General features: G+C 58.5%; 21 protein-coding genes, 1 tRNA gene and 5 pseudogenes. 14 read left to right on the forward strand and 13 right to left on the reverse strand.

Annotated features, from left to right (window positions below; all coding sequences use genetic code 11):
- Nucleotides 1–107 precede the first annotated feature (107 nt).
- From MLPF_RS11885 to MLPF_RS11915, 7 genes and pseudogenes are all read left to right on the forward strand, one after another.
- A pseudogene (locus tag MLPF_RS11885) lies at nt 108–1673 on the forward strand (amidohydrolase family protein).
- Nucleotides 1670–2674: an o-succinylbenzoate synthase gene (locus tag MLPF_RS11890; protein ID WP_045843705.1), complete on the forward strand. Its 1005-nt coding sequence runs from the start codon at nt 1670–1672 to the stop codon at nt 2672–2674. The pseudogene MLPF_RS11885 and the gene MLPF_RS11890 overlap by 4 nt, the downstream one beginning before the upstream one ends.
- A complete protein-coding gene (locus tag MLPF_RS11895) occupies nt 2637–3434 on the forward strand; it encodes an alpha/beta fold hydrolase (protein ID WP_045843717.1) in 798 nt (265 codons plus the stop codon). The genes MLPF_RS11890 and MLPF_RS11895 overlap by 38 nt, the downstream gene beginning before the upstream one ends.
- A gap of 252 nt (nt 3435–3686) precedes the next feature.
- On the forward strand, nt 3687–5357 hold the full coding sequence (gene menD / locus MLPF_RS11900; RefSeq protein ID WP_045843706.1) for a 2-succinyl-5-enolpyruvyl-6-hydroxy-3-cyclohexene-1-carboxylic-acid synthase: 1671 nt from the start codon (nt 3687–3689) through the stop codon (nt 5355–5357).
- A gap of 24 nt (nt 5358–5381) precedes the next feature.
- On the forward strand, nt 5382–5909 hold the full coding sequence (locus MLPF_RS11905; RefSeq protein ID WP_045843707.1) for a DUF3592 domain-containing protein: 528 nt from the start codon (nt 5382–5384) through the stop codon (nt 5907–5909).
- 88 nt (nt 5910–5997) lie between these two features.
- A pseudogene (locus MLPF_RS11910) lies at nt 5998–7153 on the forward strand (glycosyltransferase).
- A gap of 20 nt (nt 7154–7173) precedes the next feature.
- On the forward strand, nt 7174–7866 hold the full coding sequence (locus tag MLPF_RS11915) for a demethylmenaquinone methyltransferase (protein WP_045843708.1): 693 nt from the start codon (nt 7174–7176) through the stop codon (nt 7864–7866).
- Between the two features lie 17 nt (nt 7867–7883).
- On the opposite strand, the gene MLPF_RS11920 is transcribed toward MLPF_RS11915, so the two are convergent.
- Nucleotides 7884–8222: a DUF732 domain-containing protein gene (locus MLPF_RS11920; RefSeq protein ID WP_045843709.1), complete on the reverse strand. Its 339-nt coding sequence runs from the start codon at nt 8220–8222 to the stop codon at nt 7884–7886.
- A 545-nt stretch (nt 8223–8767) separates the two neighbouring features.
- Entirely contained in the window at nt 8768–9994 is a 1227-nt protein-coding gene (menJ, locus tag MLPF_RS11925; RefSeq protein ID WP_045843710.1) for a menaquinone reductase, read from the reverse strand.
- Nucleotides 9995–10009: 15 nt separating this feature from the next.
- On the opposite strand from menJ, the gene grcC1 reads away from it, so the two are divergent.
- Nucleotides 10010–11017 (forward strand): nonaprenyl/(2E,6E)-farnesyl/geranylgeranyl diphosphat synthase, encoded by a 1008-nt coding sequence (grcC1, locus tag MLPF_RS11930; RefSeq protein ID WP_045843711.1) that lies wholly within the window; start codon nt 10010–10012, stop codon nt 11015–11017.
- A 106-nt stretch (nt 11018–11123) separates the two neighbouring features.
- Nucleotides 11124–11987, forward strand: coding sequence for a zinc metalloprotease HtpX (gene htpX / locus MLPF_RS11935; protein ID WP_045843712.1), 864 nt, complete (start codon nt 11124–11126; stop codon nt 11985–11987).
- Nucleotides 11988–12415: 428 nt separating this feature from the next.
- On the opposite strand, the gene MLPF_RS11940 is transcribed toward htpX, so the two are convergent.
- The 3 genes and pseudogenes from MLPF_RS11940 to MLPF_RS17860 all read right to left on the reverse strand — a co-directional run bounded on the left by MLPF_RS11940 (nt 12416) and on the right by MLPF_RS17860 (nt 17096).
- Entirely contained in the window at nt 12416–13903 is a 1488-nt protein-coding gene (locus tag MLPF_RS11940) for a SulP family inorganic anion transporter (RefSeq protein ID WP_045843713.1), read from the reverse strand.
- Nucleotides 13904–14249: 346 nt separating this feature from the next.
- A pseudogene (locus MLPF_RS11945) lies at nt 14250–15223 on the reverse strand (NAD(P)H-dependent glycerol-3-phosphate dehydrogenase).
- A gap of 1270 nt (nt 15224–16493) precedes the next feature.
- The gene (locus tag MLPF_RS17860) at nt 16494–17096 is read right to left on the reverse strand and encodes a nucleotide-binding YajQ family protein (RefSeq protein WP_082082424.1); all 603 of its coding nucleotides are present in this window, start codon (nt 17094–17096) and stop codon (nt 16494–16496) included.
- On the opposite strand from MLPF_RS17860, the gene MLPF_RS11960 reads away from it, so the two are divergent.
- From MLPF_RS11960 to MLPF_RS17865, 4 genes are all read left to right on the forward strand, one after another.
- Nucleotides 17074–17157 (forward strand) — tRNA-Tyr (locus MLPF_RS11960). The genes MLPF_RS17860 and MLPF_RS11960 overlap by 23 nt on opposite strands.
- A gap of 348 nt (nt 17158–17505) precedes the next feature.
- Nucleotides 17506–17757 carry a hypothetical protein gene (locus MLPF_RS11965; protein WP_237756029.1) on the forward strand — a complete coding sequence of 84 codons (252 nt, stop codon included), beginning with the start codon at nt 17506–17508 and terminating at the stop codon, nt 17755–17757.
- A 453-nt stretch (nt 17758–18210) separates the two neighbouring features.
- Complete coding sequence (locus tag MLPF_RS11970) at nt 18211–18615, forward strand: hypothetical protein (RefSeq protein WP_236685190.1); 405 nt, start codon at nt 18211–18213, stop codon at nt 18613–18615.
- 34 nt (nt 18616–18649) lie between these two features.
- The gene (locus tag MLPF_RS17865; protein WP_420329646.1) at nt 18650–18796 is read left to right on the forward strand and encodes a restriction endonuclease; all 147 of its coding nucleotides are present in this window, start codon (nt 18650–18652) and stop codon (nt 18794–18796) included.
- A gap of 2358 nt (nt 18797–21154) precedes the next feature.
- Here MLPF_RS17865 and MLPF_RS17870 read toward each other — a convergent pair.
- The 3 genes from MLPF_RS17870 to MLPF_RS11985 all read right to left on the reverse strand — a co-directional run bounded on the left by MLPF_RS17870 (nt 21155) and on the right by MLPF_RS11985 (nt 22380).
- A complete protein-coding gene (locus MLPF_RS17870; RefSeq protein ID WP_236685191.1) occupies nt 21155–21313 on the reverse strand; it encodes a hypothetical protein in 159 nt (52 codons plus the stop codon).
- Between the two features lie 252 nt (nt 21314–21565).
- On the reverse strand, nt 21566–21709 hold the full coding sequence (locus MLPF_RS11980) for a hypothetical protein (RefSeq protein WP_156147255.1): 144 nt from the start codon (nt 21707–21709) through the stop codon (nt 21566–21568).
- A 359-nt stretch (nt 21710–22068) separates the two neighbouring features.
- Nucleotides 22069–22380 (reverse strand): hypothetical protein, encoded by a 312-nt coding sequence (locus MLPF_RS11985; protein WP_045843720.1) that lies wholly within the window; start codon nt 22378–22380, stop codon nt 22069–22071.
- 1254 nt (nt 22381–23634) lie between these two features.
- Here MLPF_RS11985 and MLPF_RS11990 point away from each other — a divergent pair.
- Nucleotides 23635–23805, forward strand: a complete 171-nt coding sequence (locus tag MLPF_RS11990; protein ID WP_237817104.1) for a hypothetical protein — start codon at nt 23635–23637, stop codon at nt 23803–23805.
- Here MLPF_RS11990 and MLPF_RS11995 read toward each other — a convergent pair.
- The 5 genes and pseudogenes from MLPF_RS11995 to MLPF_RS15915 all read right to left on the reverse strand — a co-directional run bounded on the left by MLPF_RS11995 (nt 23802) and on the right by MLPF_RS15915 (nt 26560).
- A complete protein-coding gene (locus MLPF_RS11995; RefSeq protein WP_237817206.1) occupies nt 23802–24032 on the reverse strand; it encodes a hypothetical protein in 231 nt (76 codons plus the stop codon). The two genes, MLPF_RS11990 and MLPF_RS11995, sit on opposite strands and share 4 nt — an antisense overlap.
- A complete protein-coding gene (locus tag MLPF_RS15910; protein WP_272946133.1) occupies nt 24033–24158 on the reverse strand; it encodes a hypothetical protein in 126 nt (41 codons plus the stop codon).
- Between the two features lie 323 nt (nt 24159–24481).
- A pseudogene (locus tag MLPF_RS12000) lies at nt 24482–24653 on the reverse strand (DUF4244 domain-containing protein).
- A gap of 604 nt (nt 24654–25257) precedes the next feature.
- Nucleotides 25258–26062 (reverse strand): annotated as a pseudogene (locus tag MLPF_RS17880) (ATPase, T2SS/T4P/T4SS family); the annotation flags it as partial.
- 369 nt (nt 26063–26431) lie between these two features.
- Nucleotides 26432–26560, reverse strand: coding sequence for a hypothetical protein (locus tag MLPF_RS15915; protein WP_282435815.1), 129 nt, complete (start codon nt 26558–26560; stop codon nt 26432–26434).
- Nucleotides 26561–26701 lie beyond the last annotated feature (141 nt).

Below are 26701 nucleotides of genomic sequence, written 5' to 3' on the forward strand. Positions count from 1 at the left end.
GCGTGTTTCACTTCTCGTCCTCGACCCTTCACCACACTCGCGGTCGCCACTAGGATTTCCGTCTATGGTCGATACAGACCCCGAGGCTGGGTTAGTCATTACCTGAAATGTTGACAGTCGATGAAGTGCAACCTGCCGCGTGAGGCACTTGCCATGGCTGGGCCGGATTAGCGCCGTCGGTAACCGGTCCTAGATAGCGCAGTTCATCGATATTAGCACGGTAACAATTGATGTCGGTTCTGGTTGTTTTACGCCGGAATTCGTTGAGAAATATGGTAACCCGATGATGGATAACGTCATGCTATCCGACCGGATCGTCGATATACGTTCTGTCACCGCGCACAACGCCGATGAAGTCCTCGAGGAGATTCGCTATGAAACCGCCGCAAGGGGAGCGGTCGGCGTGTACCACAACAGCTATGACTCAACTACTGCTGTCCGGGTTGCCCCAGACGACATTGAGCTGACTTGACGACATCGTGCAGAGCGAACCGTTGGTGATCAACCTCAACTCTGGGTACAAGGACTATTTCAACCCCCACACGAGGCACAGCGCGCCGGGGTTGAACACAGGAACGCCGGATCCCAAGAGTGCTAAGTGCGACCATAATAACTACGTTTGAACTCAACGGCAAGGCCGAGGAAGCTCGCGCGGTGTTTCCATTGCTGGGCAGTGCATCGAACCCAGCGACTATCCGGCAATGCTGTGCACCGAATGCGCCCGACTCAACCGTGCGGGGCTAACCACATGTTCCGAGATGGCTTTCGATCAGGTTTTTCGACCGCTGGTTGAGCGACCCCGTGGCGAGCTAACGGTACGGTTGAGCAGTGACTAAATCTCCAATCCGGAGTTATCCACCGACGCCATCCCGGCGAGGACTATGAAGTACTACGCTAGTTGGGGACCAATATCTGGGTGTACGGTTCAGCACCATCGCGTTGTCTTTATCCATAGTGGACACCGCCACGACCCGCTCCACTGGTGTGCCGGCGGGTCCTTGCGGACAAGCTAACTACACCCGCGAACAGCCGGCCGAAAATCGTCGGTGCCTATTTTCCGTTAGGTTGGCGACTTGCCTGTCATGTACATGGTGATGCCGGCGTCGACACCATCCTCGATGTGTCCGAGGAGACGCCGCGCCGGCATCCGCTTCCCAACCATCGTTTTCGTCTCGAACACGTCATCGCCATCTGACCTGACCCACTGCAGCGTGCCGCCGAGCGGGTATCATTTACAGCTATAGTCATCGACCAAATCCACTACTGGAATGACGTCATTATCGACGTCCTGCTTGGGTCAGAGGGCGGATTTCTTTGGATGCCAGCAGGATCCCGCGGCAGCAACCGGTACGCGGATATCGTTGCACAACAATCCACTCGTGACACTCGAAGAGCCACGGCGCAACATAAGCGTGACGGCGACACAGGTCGTGCCAAGCGGCCAGGTGCTGGGCTCGGAGGAGCGCTTGACGGTCGATCAGGCGATCCGCGCGCAGACGATCGATGCTGCTTGGCCGCTGTTCTCTGACGATGTGATCGCCCCGCTGGAGATCGGCAAGTACGCTGACATGGTGGTGTTGTCAGCCGATCCGCGGACCGTGCCGCCAGAGCGGATCGCCGACCTCGAGGTGTGTGCGATGTTTCTGGCGGGCCTCCGAGTGTATCCGCAGTGATTCCCACCCTGACGGAGTTGTTGGACCGGCTACATGTGGTGGCTCTGCCGATGCGGGTGTGCTTCCGCGGAATCACCACCCGCGAAGTGGCGCTGATAGACGGCCCAGCAGGATGGGGAGAGTTCGGGGCCTTCCTCGAATACCAGCCCTCCGAGGCTTCCGCGTGGCTGTTGGCGGGCATCGAGGCCGCTTACTGCGAGCCGCCGAAGGGTCGCCGCGACCGGATACCGATCAACGCCACCGTGCCCGCCGTGTCCGCCGCCCAGGTAGCCGAGGTGCTTGCTCGCTTTCCTGGCGTGCGCACCGCCAAGGTGAAGGTGGCCGAGCCCGGGCAGACTCTTGCCGACGATGTCGACCGGGTCAACGCGGTGCGGGACCTGGTGGCAACCGTGCGGGTAGACGCCAACGGTGGCTGGAGTGTCGAAGCGGCGGCCCAGGCGGCCGTCGCCCTGACCGCCGACGGCCCGCTGGAGTACCTCGAACAACCGTGTGCCACAGTCACCGAGCTTGCCGAGCTGCGCCGCCGGGTTGACATACCGATCGCTGCTGACGAAAGCATCCGCAAGGCCGACGACCCGTTGGCGGTGGTCCGCGCGCACGCTGCTGACGTTGCAGTGCTGAAAGTCGCTCCGCTGGGAGGGATTACATCGTTACTGGCTATCGCAGCGCAGATCGATATCCCGGTGGTGGTCTCCAGCGGGCTAGATTCGGTGGTCGGGATCGCCGCTGGGCTGATCGCCGCCGCGGCCCTACCCGAACTCGACCACGCCTGCGGGCTGGGCACCGGCAGGCTGTTCGCCACAGACGTCGCCGAACCTGTGCTGCCTGTCGATGGTTTCCTGCCGGTCGGACCGGTAACGCCCGACCCAGCGCGGCTGCAAGCGTTGGGCACACCGCCCGCCCGACGGCAGTGGTGGATCGACCGAGTCAAGGCCTGCTACCCGCTGCTTGTACCGTGTGCAGGTGATCAATCTGGCTTACGAGGACCGCGGAACCGGTGAACCTGTTGTTTTCATCGCCGGTCGTGGCGGCGCAGGACGCACCTGGCAACCGCATCAAGTCCCGGCATTCTTAGCAGCCGGCTATCGCGTCATCACCTTCGACAATCGCGGAATCGGCGCCACCGAAAATACCAAAGGTTTCACGACGCAAACCATGGTAGCTGACACCGCGGTACTGATCGAATCCCTGGGCGCGGTCCCAGCGCGCATCGTTGGGGTGTCGATGGGTTCATTCATCGCCCAAGAGCTAATGGTGGCTCGACCCGAACTGGTCAGCGCTGCTGTGCTGATGGCCACCCGTGGCCGACTGGACCGCACCCGCCAGTTCTTTCACGATGTCGAAGCCGAGCTCCATGACTCCGGCATCCAGCTGCCATCAGGCTACAATGCAAAAGTTCGTTTGCTGGAAAACTTGTCACGCAAAACGCTCAATGATGACGTGGCCGTAGCCGACTGGATAGCCATGTTTAACATGTGGCCAATAAAGTCCACCCCGGGACTGCGTTGTCAAACGGATGTCGCCCCGCAGAACAACCGGTTACCGGCCTACCGAAGCATCGCTGCGCCGGTGCTGGTGATTGGCTTCGCCGAGGACGTGGTGACCCCACCGTCTCTGGGACGAGAGGTCGCCGACGCACTGCCCAACGGCCGCTACCTGCAGATACCAGATGCCGGTCATCTCGGGTTTTTCGAGCGTCCGGAGGCCGTCAACGCCGCAGCGCTGCAGTTTTTCGCTGGCGTCAAAGGCGAGTGGACCTAGACGTGGCCAGAGCGCATCGGACGTTGTGGCAGTACCCCATCCGTCGATAAACGTCACAAACCATCGCTTAACAGCCTGAATCGGGACGCTTGTACATTTTCGAGTTTTCTTTAAGTCGGTCTCAGAGCCAGACTGAGACCGCGGTCCGGCCGCGACTCCGGATTCACCGTCTTTAAGCCCCTCGCGATGCGGAAAGAGGCTTAGCTAAGCTGCACTGGCCGCATTGTTGCTGAGCTATGACACCCTGTACGGATGAACCCCTCGACGACACAGGCCCGCGTCGTCGTTGACGAGCTGATCCGCGGCGGTGTCCGCGATGTAGTGCTGTGCCCCGGCTCGCGAAACGCCCCGCTGGCATTCGCTCTGCGAGACGCCGACCACGCCGGCCGGATCCGGCTGCACGTCCGCATCGACGAGCGCACCGCCGGATATCTGGCCATCGGGCTGGCGGTCGCCGCGGGCGCGCCGGTGTGTGTGGCGATGACCTCGGGCACTGCCGTGGCCAACCTTGGCCCAGCGGTGGTCGAGGCCAACTATGCCCGGGTGCCACTGATCGTGTTATCGGCCAACCGGCCTTATGAATTGCTCGGCACCGGAGCCAACCAGACCATGGAGCAGCTGGGCTACTTCGGCACCCAAGTTCGTGCTGCCATCAGCTTAGGCCTAGCAGAGGACGCGCCGGAACGGTTGGATTCACTCAACGCAACCTGGCGATCGACCACCTGCCGAGTATTGTTGGCTGCCAAAGGTTCTCGTACCGCCAACGCCGGCCCCGTGCAGTTCGACATCCCACTGCGCGAGCCTTTAATACCCGATCCTGACCCCCACGGCGCCATCACACCGCAGGGCCGGCCCGGCGGAAAGCCGTGGACCTACATACCGCAGGTGACGTTCGACCAGCCGCTGGAAATCGACTTGTCGGCAGACACCGTCGTCATCGCCGGGCACGGTGCAGGCGTGCACCCGAACCTGGCGGAATTGCCGATCGTTGCTGAGCCGACCGCCCCATTTGGGCCTTACCGGCCCTACCCATTGCACCCTCTAGCGCTGCCCCTGTTGCACCCGAAGCAGGTGATCATGCTCGGTCGACCGACACTGCATCGACCGGTGTTGGCGCTACTGGCCAACCCGCAAGTACCAGTGTACGCGCTTACCACTGGGCCGTGTTGGCCGGACGTCTCGGGCAATTCGCGGGCCGCTGGTACTCGGGCGGTCACCACCGGGACACCGCGCCCGGCCTGGCTGCAGCGCTGTGCGGAGATGAACCGGCACGCGATCTCGACGGTGCGCAGCCAGCTTGCAGCGCACCCGTTAATCACGGGTTTGCATGTCGCCGCGGCCGTGGCAGATGCACTACGGCCCGGTGACCAACTGGTGCTTGGGGCGTCCAATCCGGTGCGCGACATGGCGTTGGTTGGTTTGTCCACTGACGGTATTCAGGTCCGGTCCAATCGCGGCGTTGCTGGCATCGACGGCACCGTGTCCACCGCGATCGGGGCGGCACTGGCATATGAGCGGTCCCCCGGGCATACCGGTAGCACAGACCGCTCGGCTCGTACCGTAGCGCTGATCGGTGACCTGACATTCGTCCATGACAGCTCGGGGCTGTTGATCGGCCCCACTGAACCCACACCACAGCAGCTGAAAATCGTGGTGTCCAACGACAACGGTGGCGGTATTTTCGAACTGCTGGAGCAAGGCGACCCGAGGTTTTCTGCCGTATCGTCCCGTATCTTCGGTACTCCGCACGACGTCGACGTAGGAGCGTTGTGTCGCGCTTACCACGTGGAAAGCCGACAGATCAAGGTCGAAAAGCTGCGGGAAGCCCTCGACGAACCCTGTGCCGGCATGCGCGTGCTGGAAGTCAAGGCCGACCGGTCTTCGCTGCGACAGTTGCATGCAGCAATCACAGCAGCATTGTGAGGTTGCTATGAGGTATCGTCAACTATGATATTGTCGAAATCGTTGCTGCGCATTCTTATTCACGGCCGCAGCGACGAACCGCCCAACACTCGTTCCAGAGTTATCCTACGATGGGGGCGAATTGCGGTGCTGACCCTGACTGGTTTGATCACGCTGCAATCGGTGCTGCTGGTGGCCGGTGCTTGGCGCAATGACCTGACGATCCAACACAATATGGGGGTCGCGCAAGCGGAGGTACTTAGCGCCGGGCCGCGGCGCTCAACGATCGAATTCGTCACCCCCGAACGCGTCACCTACCGACCAGAACTCGGTGTACTGTATCTATCTGAGTTGTCCACAGGGATGCGAATTTACGTTGAATACAACAAGAATGATCCGAACCTGGTACGCGTGCGGCACCGCAACGCCGGACTGGCGATTATCCCGGCCGGGTCTATAGCGGTAGTGTGCTGGCTGGCTGCGACTGTCGTATTAGCCGCTTTGGCGGTGCTGGATAAACGGCTGGACCGTCACGCTGAATCGAACGCTGCGCCGAGCCAACCGGCTTCCTAAGGTGCCCAACCAGCAAATTTCGCATGATGTATGCCCGTAGGCAACTGTGTCGACAGCCGGCGCTGACACTCATCGACACGGTAGTGGTGTGTGCGTTGCGCTCAACGCTGAGTCGTTCCTCCCGCATGTCAACGATGTCAGCAACCCAGTGATTCGGATTTTCGAGCATTTGCGTCAAACCTGGCATAAAACTCGGGTGATCGGCACCCCGATACCCCCGTCGGGGGCACCTTGCGCAGATTGAATTCACGACGGCATACGGGTGCACCGGGTGCCGTCACAAATGTTTTCGAAGGTAACCACGTTGCTGCTTGGTCTGCCAATGCCTTGACTAGTCGACGTGCTGCGCGGATTCGATCCGGACGTGGGGTGCGTCTAGTGTCTCTGACACTGCTATGGCATGGTGGAATGCGGGCAGCTCGTCGTCTTGGTGTGCCGAAAATCGAAGTACACCAAACCGATGTCCCGGGTTTTCGCATCGAATTACGGTATTCCGATCCCAACACGGGCAACGTGAGCATGGTTCCGCGATCTGCACCGCCTTGCCGACCACACCCCGGTGCCGTCCACTGCGACTATGGAATCCTTCTTACCAAATCTTATTCAGCGAGTATATCGGTGTGCGTGCGGAGTCGACATGCTCCGGTTCGCGCTGTTGATGCGCAACTAGGAACTCGGGCAGATTCGGTCACCTCACGACAAGCCCATCGTTGGCTTTGTGACCAGCTCGCGCCGGAAAAACGTGTTGAACAGCTCATTGCGCTGTCGGTTAGAGATACCCTGCCGCTCGGCAACGTCGACTAAGGCTTCGATCAACACAAACTGCAATCAACAATAGCCTACAACGGTTTTCACTGGTGCATTGCATGGCGATGAGCTCGCCTCTGCGTATGCCAGCATAGATGTTTTAAGTGCATACCGATGAGCACGAGATGTTTTGTCAGGTTGTGCAGGAAGTTTTGGCGTTAGGGCTGCCGGCGTTCTTCGCCGACGCCGGCGGGCCACACAACCTGGTCACCCCGTGCTGCACCGTATTGCTGCTGCCCACCGCTGTTGCCCATCTGGTCGCAGAACGCCACCGCTACTAATTAGCTTCCTGGCATAGTGTGTTCTGGCCGGTCATCCGTAAGAAGCTGTTTGGCCATTACCAGGCGGTACGAGGGAAGCGCGGGGCTCGCGGGCCTCCTAGTGATGATCGCAAGCGCGGCGACATCAGGCGTAGCGGGTCATTACAATCGATTTGACTCCTAGTAGTGTCGACGTCGTGAGCCGCGCTGCCCTGGGCAAGGACCCCCGGGATGTCGTAGCGATGTTCGACGACGTCGCCCACCGATATGATCTGACCAATACCGTGCTGTCGCTAGGTCAGGATCGGTACTGGCGGCGAGTCACCCGGTCGGCGCTGCGGATTGGTCCTGGGCAGAAAGTTCTGGACCTGGCCGCAGGCACGACGGTGTCCACAGCGGAGCTGAGGAAATCCGGCGCCTGGTGTGTGGCCGCGGATTTTTCGATCGGGATGCTAACGACCGGCAGTGCGCGAAAGGTACCTAAGGTGGCCGCAGATGCCACCCAACTTCCCTTTGGCGACGGTGTATTCGATGCAGTCACTATCAGTTTTGGGTTGCGCAATATCGCCGACCATGAGGCAGCGCTGCGCGAGATGGCCCGCGTCACCCGGCCAGGTGGTCAATTAGTAGTGTGCGAGTTTTCCACACCCACCAATGCGTTGGTCGCCAATGTCTACACGGAATACCTGATGCGGGCGCTACCGCAAGTGGCGCGACTGGTGTCTAGTAATCCCGATGCCTACATCTATTTGGCGGAATCTATCAGAGCCTGGCCCGATCAGGTGACGCTGGCCAGCCAGCTGTCGCGAGCCGGCTGGGCGGCGCCGCGCTGGCGTAACCTCACCGGCGGAATTGTGGCCTTGCACGCCGCAGATAAGCCGATACTGTAAGCCAACCTGAAGAAAACCTAGCTAACGTCGGCACGTTGCAGGAGGCCTATTTGGTTAGGGCAGTAGTGGTTGATCGCGGTGCCCAGGAATTGCAACGATTGCCCTTCGGTGGTGTGTAACGACAGATTACGCTGGATGAAGGTGACCGACTTGTCTACATCTCCGTCTACGCCCTTAGCCAGTCGCTGGCAAGCGATCTTGCCCAGCCACGCGTTGAAGTCCTGCGAGCCGTAAATGCCGTAGCTGTGGAGCTGGGCGTTGAACGGAGCGTCGTAGTCGTCGGCCAGTGCCGGCCCAGCTAGTATAGTAACGGCTACCGCCATGGCAACGCTAGCGGCTAGATTAGTGCCCTTCATGAGCCGGATAGTACAATGGGCCACCTCGTCAGTATAAGTGCCGCCGATAGCAGCCAGCCACCGAATAACACTATCCCGTTGGGTTCTTCATGCAGCTCAACGCCCGGGTACCCCGAAAAAGTCCTTCGGCTCTTTGGCGTACAGGCCAGCTAGTCTGATCTCGTCGACGACCCAGTACAACACCACCTAACGGAGCTCGTCTTCGGTTACCGCATCGATCGGGTCTTCGCGGTACCGCCGCCTTGTCAAAGAGCAGCGCAAAGTAGGTCACACTCGGTGCTGCAACGCGGCGTATCAACTGCCCTGTTAGCCATCGTGAGCATCGACCAGGATCGAGTGGAACAGGGGTTGCTAGCCAAGTGTAGTGCTGAACCGGCCGGCTGATCCTAGTAGAACAGCCAGTGAAATCACTGAGGTGGGCCATCTCGAAGTTGAGTCGTGGCCAGGCCTGGCTAGCCAGCTTCCTGTGGTCATAACTCCATTTTTATCAACCGCCCCGGCTTATGCCAATGAAAGTGCTATTATGGGAGGAAAGCAAAATTGGACTAACTGAATGGTGGTCGGCGATCGACGAGCCATGACGCCCACCCGCTGCTTCGCCACACTCGCGCCACCCAGTCGGTATCGTCGTCAGTGACCAGATTGGCCATCACCCGCACGGCAATGGTCATCAGTGCGGTAGAGCGCATCACGCTTGGACCGGTCGCGGACAGACACCGTTGAAAGGTCAGCAACAACGCCAGCCGGCGCGCGACCGAAAATCCGCGGCCGTAATGCTGCTGCAGCAGCGACGGCCAAACGTACGACAAATCACGCAAGTACAGCAGCTCGGCGGCCAGACGGCCCGTCTCTAGGCCGTAATCAATGCCTTCGCCGTTGAGCGGGTTAACGCACGCTGCGGCATCACCGATAAGCATCCAGTTTGGCCCGGCTACCCTGGAAACAGCGCCCCCCATCGGCAACAACGCTGACGACACAGCCCGCGGTTGGCCGGAAAAACCCCACTCGTCGCGACGTAGATCCGTATAATACGAAAGCAGTGATCGCAGCGCCAGATCGACTGGCCGCTTTGACGTCGACAACGCTCCGACGCCGATATTCACCTCGCCGTTACCCAGCGGGAAAATCCAGCCGTATCCAGGCAACACGGCTCCATTGGGAGAACGTAGTTCCAGATGCGACGTCAGCCAGGGTTCGTCACTGCGCGGAGTGGTCAGGTACCCGCGGACAGCGACACCGTACACGGTTTTTTTATGCCAGCGCCGGCCTAGCTTGCGGCCCAGTGGAGACCGGGCCCCGTCGGCAACAATCAGCTGACGGCAGCCGACTTCGGTACCGTCGGCCAACGTCACTGATGCCACCCGTCTCGATGAGTCATGATGAACTGAGACGGCTTTAGTCCCGAGCAGCATGCGGGCCCCGGAATTCTCGGCGACCTTATGGATCCGGTCGTCTAATTCCAGTCGCGCCACCGCACTGCTGTTAGATGGGAACGACGGGCCGGGCCAATTCACTTCCACTTCGCCGCCAAAGCCGCTCATTCTTAGACCGCGATGTCGTATGCGGGTATTTAGCCAGTCGTCCAGCCCTAGCCGTTTCAGCTCGGCGACCGCGCGCGGCGTCAACCCGTCACCGCAGGCCTTGTCTCGAGGAAAACAGGACGAATCGATGACGACTACATCATTGCCGGCACGGGCCGCCCAGGTGGCCGCAGCTGACCCCGCTGGTCCAGCACCCACCACTACCACGTCTGCGCTGGTCTTCACGCTCACTAGTATGTTGGTTGGATGACGACTACGCCGATGGTGGTAGCGGGCATGAATTTCGGAGACGCTGCGTTCGCGGCGACTGTGCAAGACAAAGTAGTGCGGATCGAGCAGCTCATGGACGCCGAGTTGCGCGACGCGGATGAGGTGATGACCGAATCAGTGCTGCACTTGTTCGCGGCCGGTGGTAAGCGGTTCCGGCCGTTGTTCACGGTGTTATCCGCCCAGATCGGACCCCGGCCCGACGCTCCAGAGGTCATAATCGCCGGTGCGGTCATTGAGCTGGTCCACCTAGCGTCACTTTACCACGATGACGTGATGGACGAGGCCGAGGTCCGGCGCGGGGCACCCAGTGCCAACCTGCGATGGAGCAACAGCGTTGCCATCCTTGCCGGCGATTATCTGTTTGCTACGGCGTCGCGGTTGGTATCACAGCTTGGACCGGATGCTGTACGGATTATCGCTGACACGTTTGCTCAGCTGGTGACCGGGCAGATGCGCGAAACCCGTGGTATCCCGGAAGATGCTGATTCGATCGAGCAGTACCTGAAGGTGGTGTATGAAAAGACGGGTTGCCTGATTGGCTCGGCCGGTCGGCTCGGTGGTTTGTTTGCTGGCGCACACGCCGAGCAGGTCGAGCGGCTGAGCCGACTCGGGGGCATCGTGGGCATCGCGTTTCAGATTTCCGACGACATCATCGATATTGACAGCGACTGCACCAAGTCCGGCAAGCTTCCCGGCACCGATGTGCGTGAAGGCGTGCGCACCTTGCCCATACTCTATGCACTGCGTGAGACTGGGCCCGATAGTGAGCGGCTACGCGCACTGTTGGCTGGACCCGTCGACAACGACGCAGAGGTAGTCGAAGCACTAGCACTGTTGCGGGCGTCGCCCGGGATAGTGAGGGCCAAGCAAGTCTTGGCGCAGTATGCGGACCAGGCCGGTGGTGAGCTGGCCCTGCTGCCCGACGGCCCCGGTCGGGATGCGTTGGCGACCCTGGTCGAATACACGACCAAACGGCACAGTTAGAGCAGCAACTCCCGGGCCGCGGAACCTGCAGGGGCGTCTTGGGCGTTAAATTGTCGGTAGTCAGCAAGAACCGTTCTATGCCGGAGCCTTTGCAAGGAGGACACTGATGACCTGGCATCCCCAAGCAAACAGGTTGAAGACCTTCGTCCTGTTGGTCGGTATGTCCACATTGATCGTGGTTGTCGGCGCGATATTTGGCAAGACGGCGCTTTTCTTTGCGGCCCTGTTCGCTGTGGGAATTAACGTCTACACCTATTACAACAGTGACAAACTCGCGTTGCGGGCGATGCATGCGCAACCGGTTTCGGAGGTACAAACACCGGCGATGTACCGGATCGTGCGCGAGCTGGCTACTGGAGCGCACCAGCCGATGCCGCGACTCTACATCAGTGACACGAACGCGCCCAACGCTTTCGCTACTGGCCGCAATCCGCGCAATGCCGCGGTGTGTTGCACTACCGGCATATTGGAGATCCTCAACGAGCGCGAGCTGCGTGCTGTGCTGGGGCACGAACTCTCGCACGTGTACAATCGCGACATTCTAATATCCTGTGTGGCCGGTGCGCTGGCAGGCATGATTACCGCGCTGGCCAACATGGCCATGTGGGCTGGCATGTTTGGCACCACCCGGGACGAAGAGAATCCTTTTGCGCTGCTGTTGGTTTCATTGCTGGGCCCGATCGCTGCGACGGTGGTACGGTTAGCTGTATCGCGATCACGGGAGTACCAGGCCGACGAATCGGGCGCTATGCTCACCGGTGACCCTCTGGCCCTGGCGTCAGCGCTACGCAAGATCTCCAGCGGCGTGCAAGCAGCGCCGTTGCCTCCCGAACCGCAGTTGGCCAGCCAGGCGCACTTGATGATCGCCAACCCGTTCCGTGTCGGCGAACGGATCGGATCGCTGTTCTCGACACACCCGCCGATCGAGGACCGCATTCGCCGGCTAGAAACGATGGTGGCTGGGCGATAAAGACACAATACCGCCGAGCATCTGGCACCCTCCGTCTCAAAGTTTGAACTGCCCATCAGTTCGGTCAGAAACCATATGATATCAAAAATCCCGAGTAAAAAAACAGCTCTCTCCCCATGCTGAAGTCACCTGACGACGACAAGTACGTAGCACTTTGCATCGAGCTACTGCGGTGGGTATCGACTACCCACCCAACCCCTCATCACCTAATCGCAAGTATCGCCACAATAGCCTACTAGCTCGTCGTTGACATGCAAATTGTGTGGCGAAAGCAGCAAACCCAAACCCCCTTCACCGAACACAATTAAATAAATTTAAAGCGGCACATTTACCGTCAGGGAAACGTCACCGCGTCGTATAACACAACTTGTTCTCGAAACTGCTAAAGGCCAAGCGTGTGTCGCTCTCTCAATCCAGTGGGAGAGAAATCACGCCGCGGCCTCTGGCTGTTGTCCAGGTCCGATCAAGTCACCCATGGCACAGCGAGCAAATTGACCGGCTTCGACTACACCATTGATGTGAACCGTTCCACCGGTGGCGTGATGTTGTCGCTTCCAGTCGTGAATAGCCTGATGCGCGGCGTGATCGAGGTAGTTGACTGAAATATTGACCGTGACTCGCGTGCGGGGAGGGACAGAAGCTAGCACGCGGGTGAGCCGGGGCAAAGCTAGGAAGGTGCACGCTCCCGCGACAAAGACGTGCCACTCGTCACCAACGGGCCGGGCCTCAACCCTCGCTCGTATCACCCGCCATCCGGTCAACGCGATAGCCACGGCGAGTCCGATCATTACGCCGTGTAGGAGATTGAGAAATACCACACAGACGGCGGTCACCAGGTAGACGGCGAGATCCCCGTTCCGCAAGGCGGTTTCGATGTGGGCGGGCTTCAACAGCTGGACTCCGATGACTATCAGTAATCCGGCAAGTGCTGCAGAAGGGATCTGGTCGACCAAACCGGCAAACGGAATCGTGAAGAGCAGGATCCAAACTCCGTGCATGATCGACGAAGCGCGGGATTTCGCACCCGCGATAACATTGGTTGAGCTGCGCACAATTACCCCCGTGATGGGAAGCCCGCCGATCGCCCCGGACACCATGTTTGCAACGCCCTGCCCAACCAACTCGCGGTTGAAGTCGGTGCGCGGTCCGTTGTGCATCTTGTCAAGTGAAACCGCCGACAAGAGGCTCTCGACGCTGGCGATGAGTGCGACTGTGATCACGCCTAACACCACGGCGCCCCAGTGACCGTCGGGAAGCGCCGGCAGCTGCAAGACATCCAGCGCCGACCCGTCGACCCGGATCCGCGACACATGGAACGGGAACACCACCGAAACCAGCGTTGTGCCCACTATAGCGACCAGCGGGCCAGGAATCCGGGCCACTCGGGCAGGAACCCATCGCCAGGCAATCAGGATAACTATCACTAGTAAACCAAGAATGACCCCAGGCCGGTGCGCACCCAGGATCTGGCCTGGCAAGCCAATGGCGTTGTGCCAAGCAGTGCTTTTCGACTTTCCGCCGAGCAGCACGTGGGCCTGCTGAAGTGCGATCGTGATGCCGACACCGGCCAACATGGCGTGCACGACGACGGGCGATATCGCCAGTGCGGCTCGCGCAACGCGGCTGAGCCCCATCAGCACTTGCAGAACACCCGCTGCCACGGTGATAAAACACGTTATTCCCCAACCGAAATCGGAGATCAGATCGGCTATGACGACTGTCAACCCGGCCGCAGGACCACTAACCTGCAGCGGTGATCCACCCAAGGCTCCAGCGACAATCCCCCCGACAATAGCGGCAATCAGGCCCGCGAGCACAGGTGTGTCCGAGGCGATTGCGATGCCTAGTGACAACGGAAGTGCGACTAGGAACACTACGAGCGACGCGGGCAGGTCATACCGGATAGCGGATCGCAATCAGTCGCTCCCTCGATAGGTTTAATATTTAATTTATACTCTGGGGATGTGGCGAACAATCCCCTCAACAGTATTGGCTTGGCATTGCGCAGCAGCTAGGCAACGTTCCTAACACACAGGAACAATAACATATACAGTATTCCAGTTTCCGTTGTTCGAGTCAGAGTAGCTGGCTACTGGCAGGTTCGATAGTATTGGGGCGGCCGGGTGCGGGTCAAGTTAACGAGCCACGTGCATACCGAATCCCAATTCTTACAGGTAAACGATCACGTAACTGTTGGCGAGACTAGCATCCCGAACCGTGCACCTCGTGGCCGTCGACCTCGTTGATCAGACCCCTATAGGCTTACTTTACGATCGAGGTGTGGTTGATCACCGCGTCGACTTCGCGGGCGATCAGCGTACTGAGATCGAACTCTACCGGCAAACTCCATGACCACACGGGCGGACTTGCTCCCCGGCGATCTGGATTTATCGATGCGATGATCTCATAGATCATCTTTTCCGTGCCCAAGTTATCTACCGACGTGGCGGTTGCGACGCGCTGCTCGACGTAGAGTCGATGGGGTTGCCAGACTGGCCAGGTCCGGGACAGTTTCGCTGCGCCCACCCCAGGCCACGCTTAGCTTTGTCCTCTCGCGCAGCGCACAGGCAATCGCCAGCGCACGGGTATTCTAACGATACCCAATACGCAACACATCCCGACCACGATGGCGAAGATGTGCTTGATGTTCTTCAGTGCACCCGCCGCCTTGACGACGATGACATCGTCGGTGGTGTAGACGTGGAAGCGCCAGGTGCGGAGCAACCCCGCCAGTCGGGCCGCTAGATGTTGGTCGAGCATCGCCAGCACCGCCGCGGCGGCGTACCCTTTGGCCACCTCCCGGGCTATGTTCGGCTCATCCAGGATTCCCGCCGGATTACCGGGCAACACCTCCTCGACGATCTGTGACATCGGGCAAAAATCCTTGTACCAGCGACACACCGGCACTCATAGCCACAGTTCTTTAGCCAGTTTGATTCAGTACGCCTCGGAAAACCATGCAAGGGCACACCCATGACGACGATGTCGGAGCATTAGGCGGCCTCCGAGCAGTCAATGGCGGCCGTGCAGGGTGTCGCTCAAGACGACGTCGTTTCCGAGGCAGCGGCTGCTGCGGTGAGCTCGTTGATGTCCTTGGCCGTCACCTCGGAGCACACCTATTGCAGCGTAGGTCCGCGGTGTGCGTAGATTGACGCCACGGTGATGCCCCACGAGCCGCTATCAGAGGATAACGACTTGAGTGCGTGCTGCTCAGCTACTACTGACTTGGGGTTCAGCGTATTGCCAAACACCCTCGCCTCCGTTGACGCGGTCTAACCGGTAGTAGATCGCGTCGGCAAAGTAGTTCTGCCGGACACCCCACGGCTATTTAGTGCTTGACTTGGCCAGCACGTGCAGCGATCACAGTACCTGGTTGACCTTCATGTTCCATGACGATTTTTCGGCCGCGGGATCGACATCTCGGTTTGGTTAACCGTGAGAAATCCATGCTCACCAAGAATTGTTCTATGTGTCATGCTGTCGATTCGTCGCGTGATATCCAGGACGCATTCGTGTAGTCCACACATCAGAACAGGTTTGGGCACATTCTCGAGCATGTGAACCTTGTAGACAAGGCAGTCACAGGGACTGACCTTATATGTTGTCCAGGCTGATCGCGGCGTCACCAAACGCTTGCAACTCCAGCCCGGTGGAGGTGATGATGTCAGCGTTGAAATGCCCGCCTGATTCAATGCGATATAGGTGGCGCCGAATATAGTCGATGTTCTTCCAGGTGATGCGCGGCTATGGTGGGCTAGAGGTCAGCATCGGGGATCAGGCACACCCGCTGGTCCCACGGTTGGTACCGCAGTTTGCGGTGCGTGTCGACGTCGTAGTCGTCGGGACGGTTGCTGACCGCCGTGGGTCATGCTATCCACTTCACCACCTCCGGCGTTTTGCGGTCGATGAACCGCAACACCACCTCTCGTGATGTGTCGTATCCAGATGATCGAAGAGGAAGCCGGGCGGGGAAGCATTTTACGAGAGACAAAAGCGAACTTGCTGTATTTGGACGCCGGCATCAGGTAGCTCGGTGAGCGTTTCAGCATGGTCACCTCTGCGGCTGCGGCTCAGTCGGTTAGCCGATGGATTAGCGTGACCCCGGTAGCGACACTACCGACCACCATACTTTTTGCCGGTGTAGTCCAACTCTTCCGGCCAGTGCTTCGATGCACGACGGCGCCGCCGAACTGCTCTATGCCGGAGAAATCCGTGGCTTAGCCCTTGTCGTAGTTATAGTAGCCGCTGCCAAAGAACCGGACCAGCTGCACAAGAGCTGCTGTGCGCCAACTTGTTCGACAATGACCGTCCAGGTGTCGGTGGCCGAATTCTAGTCTTCTGCGCGCGGAATTGTTGAACCGGATGTGGTGGTCGATGCCGTACTTGCGCGCGGCGGGTCGATGGACCGCATCAAGGCCGGAAATACTTGGAGCCGACGATAACCACGTCGACCTAGCCAGCGTCAGCTTCTGGGGGGAGTCATGGTCGAACCTTCCTATATTAAGCCTAGGTTCTACCGGTAGTGCGGTAGTGAACGAACTGCGGCGCGACATCACGGTCAGCGTTATTCAGCATCGCGATAACGACCTGCAAGTCGTCGCGCCTTTTGCTGTTGACGCAAATCTCGTAGCCCTGCATCTGGGTCTTGACGGCCTTTGACCCCTTGCTGCGGATGAGCTTGGTGATTTTCTTGGCGTTCCTGCTATCGATACCCTGCTTAGGGGGTACCGGTGATTCTGTACATCTTGCTGGAGACCCGTGGCTCGTTGGCGTCGAAGGCTTTAACATTGAAATGTTGCAGCAGATCAGTTTGGCTTTGACAACGTTCACGGCAGCCTTGACCCGCTCCTCGGTGGACGACGTCAGTTCGACGACCTCGTCGCCCTGCCACGTGCTCTTGGTGTCGGTGCCGCGAAAGTTAAAGTGGATAGCTAGTTCCTTGGCGGCCTGGTTGAGCCCGTCAAAATCCTCCCTGCCGGTCGACCGTGCCGACGATGTTGAACGATGGGTCCGCCGTTCGGTCCGTACCTTCTGCGGGTGATAGCTGTTTGTGTTCTGTCTGCCCGCTCGTTGTACCCTGCTACGCGGCAGGTTGCCCGAGCGGCCAATGGGAGCGGACTGTAAATCCGTCGCGAAAGCTACACAGGTTCGAATCCTGTACCTGCCACCAAAGGTCAGCGACCATTTTGGTTTCTGATTACGCGTTTGAATATGCCTGATTTGGTCGGGGTGTCACAATTTGGGTGAAATTCGCTGCACATAGGCACACCAGGAGAGTGAAATTGCATCCGTCAACGGGCACAAACGTCACAATCCTCTGTTAGGCATAGAGAATCGCCGATGTCATAAACCAGTGCCGCCACGGCCACAGGACGATCAACATAAAACGAAATCGAAGTTACGTTACCTCCTGCAGCTTATATGCTAGGGCATGCCCTGCAGGAGATACAGATAGTCTACCAGGAAATCAGGAACTATAACAACTGTAGACAAGCCGCACCATGCCATCCTCACTAATGTGCTCAACACATTCCGGTTTTCCGAAGTGCTCCAGTACATTGACAAGCATAAGCTGCGGCAGTTGATCCCCGACAAGCAAGTCATTCTACTGGCCCGCAAAATCGATTGGTATGGTGACGAAAGTCTCGTAGAGATCGCGGCCAAATTTCCACACGCCACTATCGCGTTGCGCTCAGCGCTGGCTAACCACAGACATCCTCAGCGATTATCGACATCGCTATTCCTCGAGTATTGTGGACACCGCAGATAACGATCTCCATCCGATGACACCACTTCAATATCTAGACCTTCGATATAGAACGCGAGACTCTCGATACCGGGGAACCCCGGATCATCGGCATCTTATAGTGCTGAACGAAGTCTCACTCACCACATTTCGACTGAACCACTGCAAGCATGGCTACACCACCATGGCAAGCCAGGCATTGAAAACCTGGCTGCGTCGCAGCGGCCAACCGTGTACCCTGCCGTACATGGCAAAAGTGTTCCCACGCGAGCTGCGCACAACGTTGGACAACTTGCTATGAGCGCGCAGTCGCGCGAACACACCCTTACTGGAGCAGCGTACTTGGACCTTCAATGCCAAGTGCGCGAAGAAGGACTGTTCACCGCAAAATTACTTCAGCTCTACGCGCTCGAAGGATTCCCCGCCTGCCTAGCAGCCAGACCGGTACGTGATCACTTTCGTACTTAAGGCGGTATATTGTTAACCACCTTCGGTAATTGCCGCCCAACTCGATGCATCGATCTGTCCGGTGTCGACGTCAACAATGACGCCGACACGGTTCTTAACCTGGTTCGCCCCGTCTTAGCAAGCCGTCTTCCTGATGATGACGTGCTGATATACCAAGCTGATTCAGCTACTGCCGAGTTGACCCGTAAAAAGGACAACTACTCCGGTGTGCTGGTTACCGCCACCGCAACACTGGCCAGTGCAAGCCTAAACCTTTCATGTCGATGTCAGCGTTGGTGCCCCTCCCCCGGAGCCCACCACTCGCAAGCCAAGTCGAAACGAGCACAGGAGGCCGAGGCGCTTACAGCGAAGCAGGCGGAGAAGGCGAGGATCGCGGAGGAAATGTGGGCTGTCCATTCGGCGGCAAAGTTGTGATCCGGGTCAAGGGGTACAAGCACACTATCGGCGTATATGCGGTACACGACCTTTTCGGCACCTTGCAAACGAACGAGCATTGAAAGGAGTGCGGGTAACAACTAGCGGCTACGAGAAGGCCTCATTCGAATTTGCGCAGAACAAACCAATCGAACTCATCGACGGCGGCAAATTGCTCTAAATCTGTTTAAAGAATATGCTGGCGTCTAAGCTAAGATCGAATTGCCTGATGACTAGCTCGATATTATCCTGGATACCGAAGATAACTGATGATCCGGCGAACGCAGCCCCGTCTTGGGGTGGCGCTCCGTCGTAAAAAGAGACCACTCCGTCGGGCAGCTTCCGCGTTGCGGAAGCTGCCCGACGGAGTGGTTCTGTATACCGCAATCACCGTCTCACATGTACGCAGATCGACTTGATACCGCCGCGACACCTAGGATCGCACCGGTACGGCAACGTGGTCGATCATGGTAACCGCGATGAACCTGTCGAAGACGCACTGGGCGCTAGGCCGGACGAACAACCCGTGCAGCCCGCGCGCATCAAATCCAAGCGTATTGGACCATACGGTGCTGGCAGCTACCGCGCCCACGCCGAATAACTAGCAGGCACCACTATGCTGGTTGGTCAGCGTGCCCAAGCAGAACCACGGTGTCCTAAGTACACGTGGGGGGTTGAACCCGGTTAAGATCAAACAGGCCAAACACCACGCTGACCAATTGTGCCGGTTGTGCCGGCGAGGCGTCAACGGGCTTCAGGACGCTGGGATGGCGCATGGCTCCGCGTGGGCCAGCAGAACATAACAAATTAGGAATACCACGCCGCCGAACGGTTACACATTATCCCGTTGACGGTCAGCCAACGCGTTAAGCTGCCTGAACAGTGGATAGGGAGGGTGCTGGCGTCAAGCAAAATTGACGTGTGTGGCAGCAGCGTCCGGTATCCCGCTGCTGCGACTTGTGGCACAGACCGCGATGCTTGAATCTTAGGCTATCCGCCAGCTGCGGGACGACGCGACGCGCACTCACGTCGTGCTGGCCGCGAACACCGACTCGATGGCGGGCCTGGTTTCTCCAGGTCTTAAGCCGGCTAAACGAGGTCCTGTTCGACATCCGCACTGAAGGCCAGGACCATTTGGCACAGTTTTTGCTTGCGAAGGACGCGGTGGGTGCGGTTGGCCACCGAACGCGCACCGGTGTCAGGTTGTCGAGTGCGGCCCTCGGGAATTATGCACCGGTCGCCAGTACGTCTTACATCAAACGTTAGCCACCCAATGACGTAACCAACCAGGGCGGCATCGGTGGTGCTGTAGCTAGCATGGAATTGCAATGGTTTCCTACAGGACAGTTGGTGCACAATGCTTTTCGCCGCACAAGCAGCCGCCTGATATAATTTTTTCTACCACAGAAGAACCGGATACAGCGGCGTGAGCAGAACTTGACTGGGGCATGTTTCCCGACAAATTCGTGGCACCTGCACTGATTGCCGAATCGCTCGTCCAGATCCGTGGCCTCCCATTTTCACGTACCGCTGTCCTGGCAGCTGCATAGACCAACCGTACCGACCATTACCGACGCGGTCCTGGCCGTCGCCACCGACTTACGCCATCAATCAAAATAAAGACTTTATTTATTTATTTATTTATTTATTTATTTAGAGTGCCGCCTGTACGGAAAGTACATGCCGCATGAGTCAAACAAGGACAACGGACGTGCGTACCACACCAACTCAACGCAATCCACAACACCCAGCGAAACGTGCTGGAGATCCTGGGCATTGACGACAAGACCCTGTTTCGGTGACAGGCAGCAACAGCTAGATGCCGTACTCGGGTTCAACGCAAAGTCTTCGCGCACGCTGCCGGCGAACAGGTGGGCTAGCGGCCTGAAGCTCATTGTGCGTAGTGCTGCGCTGTAGAAGCCTAGTGCGGGCGGCGAAGCACGAGATAAATATCGTCGCTGCCGATTTACTTGATTTCGATAAAAGGACGTAAACATATTAAAACATGGCGGTAGTCGCCGCAAACGTAACAGTGCACCAGCCAGCACATAAAACTGCGGTCATCGCACTCGCCGCCAGGAAACGAAATACAAGCCACTGGCGTCGTCGATCAGTAGTACCCAGTGGCGCTACCAACGACCGATGTGGATCTGGCTGACCACGTCGAAGTACAACTGGCCGATATCATGGAGCACCGCCCGGATATCACAGCACTCCCAACAGATGTCACCGAACTAGTTGCACAACTGGTCTTTTAGTGCCGAACTGGCCTCTGTCGTGCTCGGCACGTAAGCAGAACAAGAAAATTGTGGATAATAGCGCAGCGAGAATCGCTCCACCTGTTTAGCGGGTGTGTTGTTAGGTGACGTACATCGATGAATCACGCAACCGGTAACCATCGACCACGCAAGCCGCGACCTTGCAATCAAGGCAATGCTCGAAGGTTTTCTCGGGCCCAAAGCTGAGATGTCGCACATTCGAGTGCAGGCCTCGGCGCCCATAACCAGGTCGAAATCACTTGGCGTACTCTTATTGACGCTCAGGACAACACCACAAGCCTGCTTGTCGAGAGTGGCAATGCTGTCGCGCCTAAGACTTTTTCGACTTGGTCTTCGATGATGGCGTAGATCGCGGCGGCCAGGTCGCCGCAGGGCAGGCTGGTAAAGTTATCGGCGGTCATGCTGCGAAAGATGTTCACGTTCAGTTACGTCTTGATCTCGCCGCCCTGGCCTACGGAGCACAAACCTTCAACCTGGTAGCCGACGTTGCGGATCGGGTCCTCGATGTCCATGTTTTTGATTACTTGGTAGCCGATTCTACAAAAGTCGATAACATAGCCGCCAGGTTCGGAATTTCGGTTCCTGTTCGATTACTGTCGGGGTGCAGCCGGTACGATGAAACCCGTGAGCGAATGCAGAGCCTGCCACACCGGCACCGCTTATAGTGATCGTCAATACTGCGATTCTACCCGCCGACGCAGTTCAAACATGCCCTGCTCGCCGTACCGACAGCCTAGCTCTGATAGATCATTTGTTCCCATGCCGCGGAGGAGTTCGGCGGCCAAGGTGTCGACAACACTGTCGACCTTGTGCACGAGCTATAGGTTCTGCTTTCCCGATTATTAGATGTTGCCCCATCCATCGGATATCGGGCTGTAGGTTACCGTAAGGAAATAGAAAACACAGAACAGGAATACGAAGATCACGGATAGCGGGACCTAGTGTTTTGCCAGAGAACAGCTTGGCCACCAGCACGTCGACGGTAGTGCTGAACAGCTGCTGCCCGCCCTTGGTGAAAGTTTCACTTCAGGAATTGGTGCCGGCTAAGACCACAAACGCGCAACCACCGCCCCTTAGCCATCGTCACCGGCGACACCAACTCGCCGGTGACGATGGCTAAGGGGCGCGGCGACGGCAACTTGAATGGCCTACCGGGTCCGTCGGCCACAAACCGCTACGGTGTTGCTCGGGTGACGCTGTCGGATGCAGATGGCGGGGCCTTGCCGCACTCTCCGGGCTCTGGTGGTGGATGCTCTAAACGCTTGTCCGGACCGCAGAAGTCACATTTGCCGCGTTGATTATCAGCCAGAGCGAAGTAGCGAACGGCGGCGGTAACAGCATCGTTAGGTTGGGTGTTGGTTTCGGTCGGGTTGAGCTGCTGGCCCAGGAATCGTTTAGCTTGGTTCGTGGTCTGGCGAAGTCCATCGGGTTGTGGTAGGCGGATTGCCAGCGCGAGCTCTCGAAGTGTCCCGACCCAGTTAAGCACGGTTGGCGGTAGTCATGCTCGAGGAAGCGGCTACGGATCGTCGACCGGAGATGTCGACCCAAAGTGACGGTCAGCGGCTGCCTGGTCACCCTCGTCAGCAAGTAAAAAAATCAACAAGCAAGCCAATCTACCCGTCGTACCGCTAGCCGTCCACAGCCGAGCAATCCGGGATCAGAGCCGGCCATCCGGTTTTGTGTGCATTCGTAAAGAGGCACGGTCGATAATACACCCTCTTTACAAACTTGGGTGGCCCCACGGTGCGGACACATCTGGCTGCGGAATCGTCGATCTATGTAAGCACTATTGTCGATCTAAGTAAGCACTATTATAGTGAGGAACGACTGGCTCTGTCAGGTAGTCTGTGTGCATCAGACTAAGGTCACGGTGGTGCAACCCGGCGCGGGGTACGATGGTGGCCCTCACCGATTTCGGGGCGATGTGCAGGCTATCCAGCAGGTACAACGGTGGTTAGGTAAGTGATTGCCGAGCATACCAACCCGCTTACACAGCATTGACGCCGCTGCCTATACCACATGGAGTAAAATCCTCCGGCGATAGAGCATCGGCAGTGCCTGAAGAATGGTCAGCCATGTGGACGTCCGGGCATACGCCGAGCCCAATGACTTCGTGGATGGTAAGGTGGGTCTGCGTGGTGTGACCGAGTTCGTCCCTTCCAGAGTTATCTAGACGGTCAGGGATGTGCCTGGCGGCATGGGTATTCCGCGTACCGAGGTCGACTTTTCATCTTGGTGAATAACGATTCTGTCGCGTTTTGCCCTAGACCGGCTGCCGGCGGACCACATCACCATCTAACTGATGTCCGAGGACCTCGGCGTCGGGTCGACGACCAAGATGTGACCGGTGCCATTACGTAATCCGCGGTTCGTTGTGGACGTGAATCTTCGTCGGCTGGCTCGTCTACTTCAAGTACTCAGCCTCGACTTGTGATGATCAATTGACGCCGATGACAAGACCCGGGCTGACATCAGCCTCGAACAGCAAAGGATCCTGCTTACCCACGAACGTGCCCTGCTGAAGTGCAGGACAGTCAAGCGTAGGTTATTCTGCCAACTTCCAGCATACCCACGAACAGATGGTCAAGGTGATCACCGTTGTTGTTGTGTGGTGGCCGGGGGTGTTGGTGTTTGTGGCAGGAATTGTTGGTCGGTTTCATAGGTGGCAGGTGAAGTAGTGTTCTGGTGTGCCATCGCTGGCCGATACGGTCGGGAGTTTGGTGGGCTAGCCTAGATCTTGTTGGCGCTGGGTGTTGGGGGCGCTTTCGGGTGCATGCTATGGCTGTGGGGTGTCTGTTTGTTCACCGGCCCTCGGCCAGCCGGTGTGCCCCCGGCTGTGTTGGTGCCGTGTTGGTTTCACAGTTCGTCGATGACCTCGCAGCCGGTGATGACGCGTACGGCGGTGCTCTAGCCTAGGGCAGTACTTGACTTTTTGTGGGGATCGACCGCGGAAGGAAGATAAAAGCCATCCACGGCGTGATCTGGTGACTTGTGCGCGTGGCGGGCTAACACATCACCAGAAAAGCGCAACTGATCCCCGGCCACCCGCCACACCATACGCACCCCCAGCATCGCCAGCTTCGATGTCGCGGCCGGCGACCAACACCAACTACTCGGCGGCCCTTGCAAGCAGCCCACCTACGCCGCGACCAACCCTAAACCACCAACACAACCCACACCACCGATCCCCACCACATAACCCACCACACCCCTCAACCACACAAAACCAAACCAGCAAGAAATAACCACCAACAACCAGCACAACCACGATATCGCGGGTGCGCCTCAGTGCGCAGATGCCCGGCGGCATCGCATAGCAACCCGGGTTAGGATCAATGCTGTGGTGAATATCAGCCACAACAGCCTGATCAAAGCGTTAACCGTGCTGCCCAACCGGGCCACCGCAACCGTTGTAGCCACAACATCTCATGTGAGCAACAGCGTTAAATGTGCAATGACCGCGACGACTAGACGACTAGCAGGTCGTCGTCCTCTTGCAGCTGAACCCGCTCCCCATCAGACGCTACACGGCGGGCAGTGGGGATCGCCAGTGCCGCCCCCAACGGCGCTCGCGCCGGCACTCGACACTAAACCTTTTTAGGTTTGAGTGCGCGACCGATGATGTTAGTCAACGCCGACACGATGGGATCACCGGTATGGCACCGTAGAAGATCGCGCCCGACGGTTGCCGCCGCACTAGGTCCCAATGACATACGCGACGATAGACATGCCCGATTCGTCAATCGCTAACAGCGTCATTGGCGCCACTCGTATACGAAACGTATTTGCATAGCCTGACAGGCCAACCCAAAGACCATCGGAACAATGCCCAGGCACACAAAAAACCGGCAAAAAGCACAACACAGGCAGGCCGGCGATCAACACCCCGGCCCGCTCCGCGGCTGCGCCGGCCGCCTGTATGACATCATGGTGCGCATGACCGACCCGGTTGACGATGCCGTCGAGTAGCTTCGAGAACCATTGCCGTTCAACGGTATCACGTTGCGACGTCTGCATCAGTGTGCCCCTGTTCGCTGGGTAGCTGCCAACACACCGCTAATCGATCCCAGTTCACAATAAGAGCCGACAAACCAACCACCGCCCGCAGTCACGCCAGAAGCCGATCGGGCGCACACCGCGACCGCACGTAATGAGGCAACAACCGTCCCAGCAGTTTCGTCGGCGGCGCAGAACGCGCAGACGGTATGGCGACCCCCACGCGTAATTCAATTCGCCTACCAGCACATAGAAGGCACCGTCTAACAATCGCCCTTCTAAGGCATAGGGCACCGGCATTGGAAGCACCAGCAAAGCGATCTATAACAACGACAAGGCAGGCAAAAGATCGTTCATGCCACATCCAGCTACGCAACAAGCGGTGCAGATCACCCACATCGTCGGTCACCCTCGGTCCGCGTGCCCACACCGTGGACGCGTGAACCCGTCCGTCAGTTTGGCGCAGTACGGCGATCTCGCTGAGCCACCGTCAGCCCGCTGCTACGTACACACCGCAACACCTGGACCGCCGCGGCGAGCTGACACTGCGTAGAGCGGCCCGATCGATGCCACCGAGCGCACCCAACGCCTCTAGTAGGGAGAGAACATCGCCGGGGTTGTTGACATGGACTTGTGCCCGCTCCGCCATCATGACCGATGTTCAGCGCTGCCAATAGATCGGCCACTCCGGCACCCCTGACATCGCCGACCACGATGCAGTCGGGTCGCATTCATAGCGCCTGCCAGACAAGTTGGCTGCACCGAAACCGCGCTGACGACCCCCTCGACGTTGCCGACAACGAGCGGCCCGCTTGGCCAGATACAGATGCCAAGGCGCCAGCTCGGAAGCATCCTCGATGCAGACGATCCACTCACGCGGCGAAACGGCGCCCAACATCGTCGCGAGCAAAATGGTTTTCCCTGCCCCTTCACTCTTCCGCCGTGCCCAGAGCCTCCCGGTCAGCGATTATGTCAGCAACCAATGCGGCGGCCTGGGATGGCTATCGCGCCAGCTGCCATCAGAGCGGCCAGATCCTGAGCGGCTAGCCGCAAAACCCGTAACGACAAGCAGGTGTCCTCGACCGCGACTGGTGGCAATATCGCGTGCGGCCGGACCGCGAACCCGCCTGCACCAACGCCAGTCAAGCTGACCCGCCCACCCAAGGCTGTGCGCCAGAGACCCCGGCTGGGGGCCATTCGGGCGGACTCCGGGTTGACCATACCCGACCAACCCGAGGTTGAGATTACTCGTAACGAGTACTGGAGCGACGGCCGTGGTGGCCGCACACGCCCGCACATCACACCGGCTGACGACGATAAGATCAGCAGCACCCAATGCAGTTTCGGTGGCGTCGGTGAGACGACGAAGAAGATCGCAAATCACCGTCACTCCATGACAGTGGCCAAAATCGATGTTGGAATCCACCAACTCGTACCCACGGCTAGTGTCGGAAAGCATGCTTATTCTGCGATGCCGCGAAAGCGCCTCACGCACAGCCGACCGAGTAAATCGACTGTATCGACTGTTTTATAAAGCTAGGTCAGGCGTCAGGCCAACGTAGGCTGGGTGTGGTTTCACCACCCACTAGCAGATCGATGCCACCGCCCCACGGATCGAGGTCCACCGGTAACGCGTCGGTGAAAGTATGCACCAGGACCACAGCGAACAACGATGCACCGGCCCCGCCGACAGCCTTTGAAGACGGCGACGACCTGTCGCCACGCAGCCTGTCATCGCGCTAATTCATCAACTTCTTCGAGCTGACAGACTTGTTCATGCCCTCGCTCGGGCAACCTCAACACATGCTGGG

The sequence above is a fragment of the Mycobacterium lepromatosis genome (assembly GCF_000975265.2).
GTDB classification, from domain to species: domain Bacteria; phylum Actinomycetota; class Actinomycetes; order Mycobacteriales; family Mycobacteriaceae; genus Mycobacterium; species Mycobacterium lepromatosis.

Excerpts from the sequence above, each read along its gene's own strand:
- menD (WP_045843706.1), top strand. The coding sequence starts at position 3,687 with ATGAACCCCTCGACGACACAGGCCCGCGTCGTCGTTGACGAGCTGATC.
- MLPF_RS11905 (WP_045843707.1), top strand. The coding sequence starts at position 5,382 with ATGATATTGTCGAAATCGTTGCTGCGCATTCTTATTCACGGCCGCAGC.
- MLPF_RS11920 (WP_045843709.1), bottom strand. The coding sequence starts at position 8,222 with ATGAAGGGCACTAATCTAGCCGCTAGCGTTGCCATGGCGGTAGCCGTT.
- grcC1 (WP_045843711.1), top strand. The coding sequence starts at position 10,010 with ATGACGACTACGCCGATGGTGGTAGCGGGCATGAATTTCGGAGACGCT.
- htpX (WP_045843712.1), top strand. The coding sequence starts at position 11,124 with ATGACCTGGCATCCCCAAGCAAACAGGTTGAAGACCTTCGTCCTGTTG.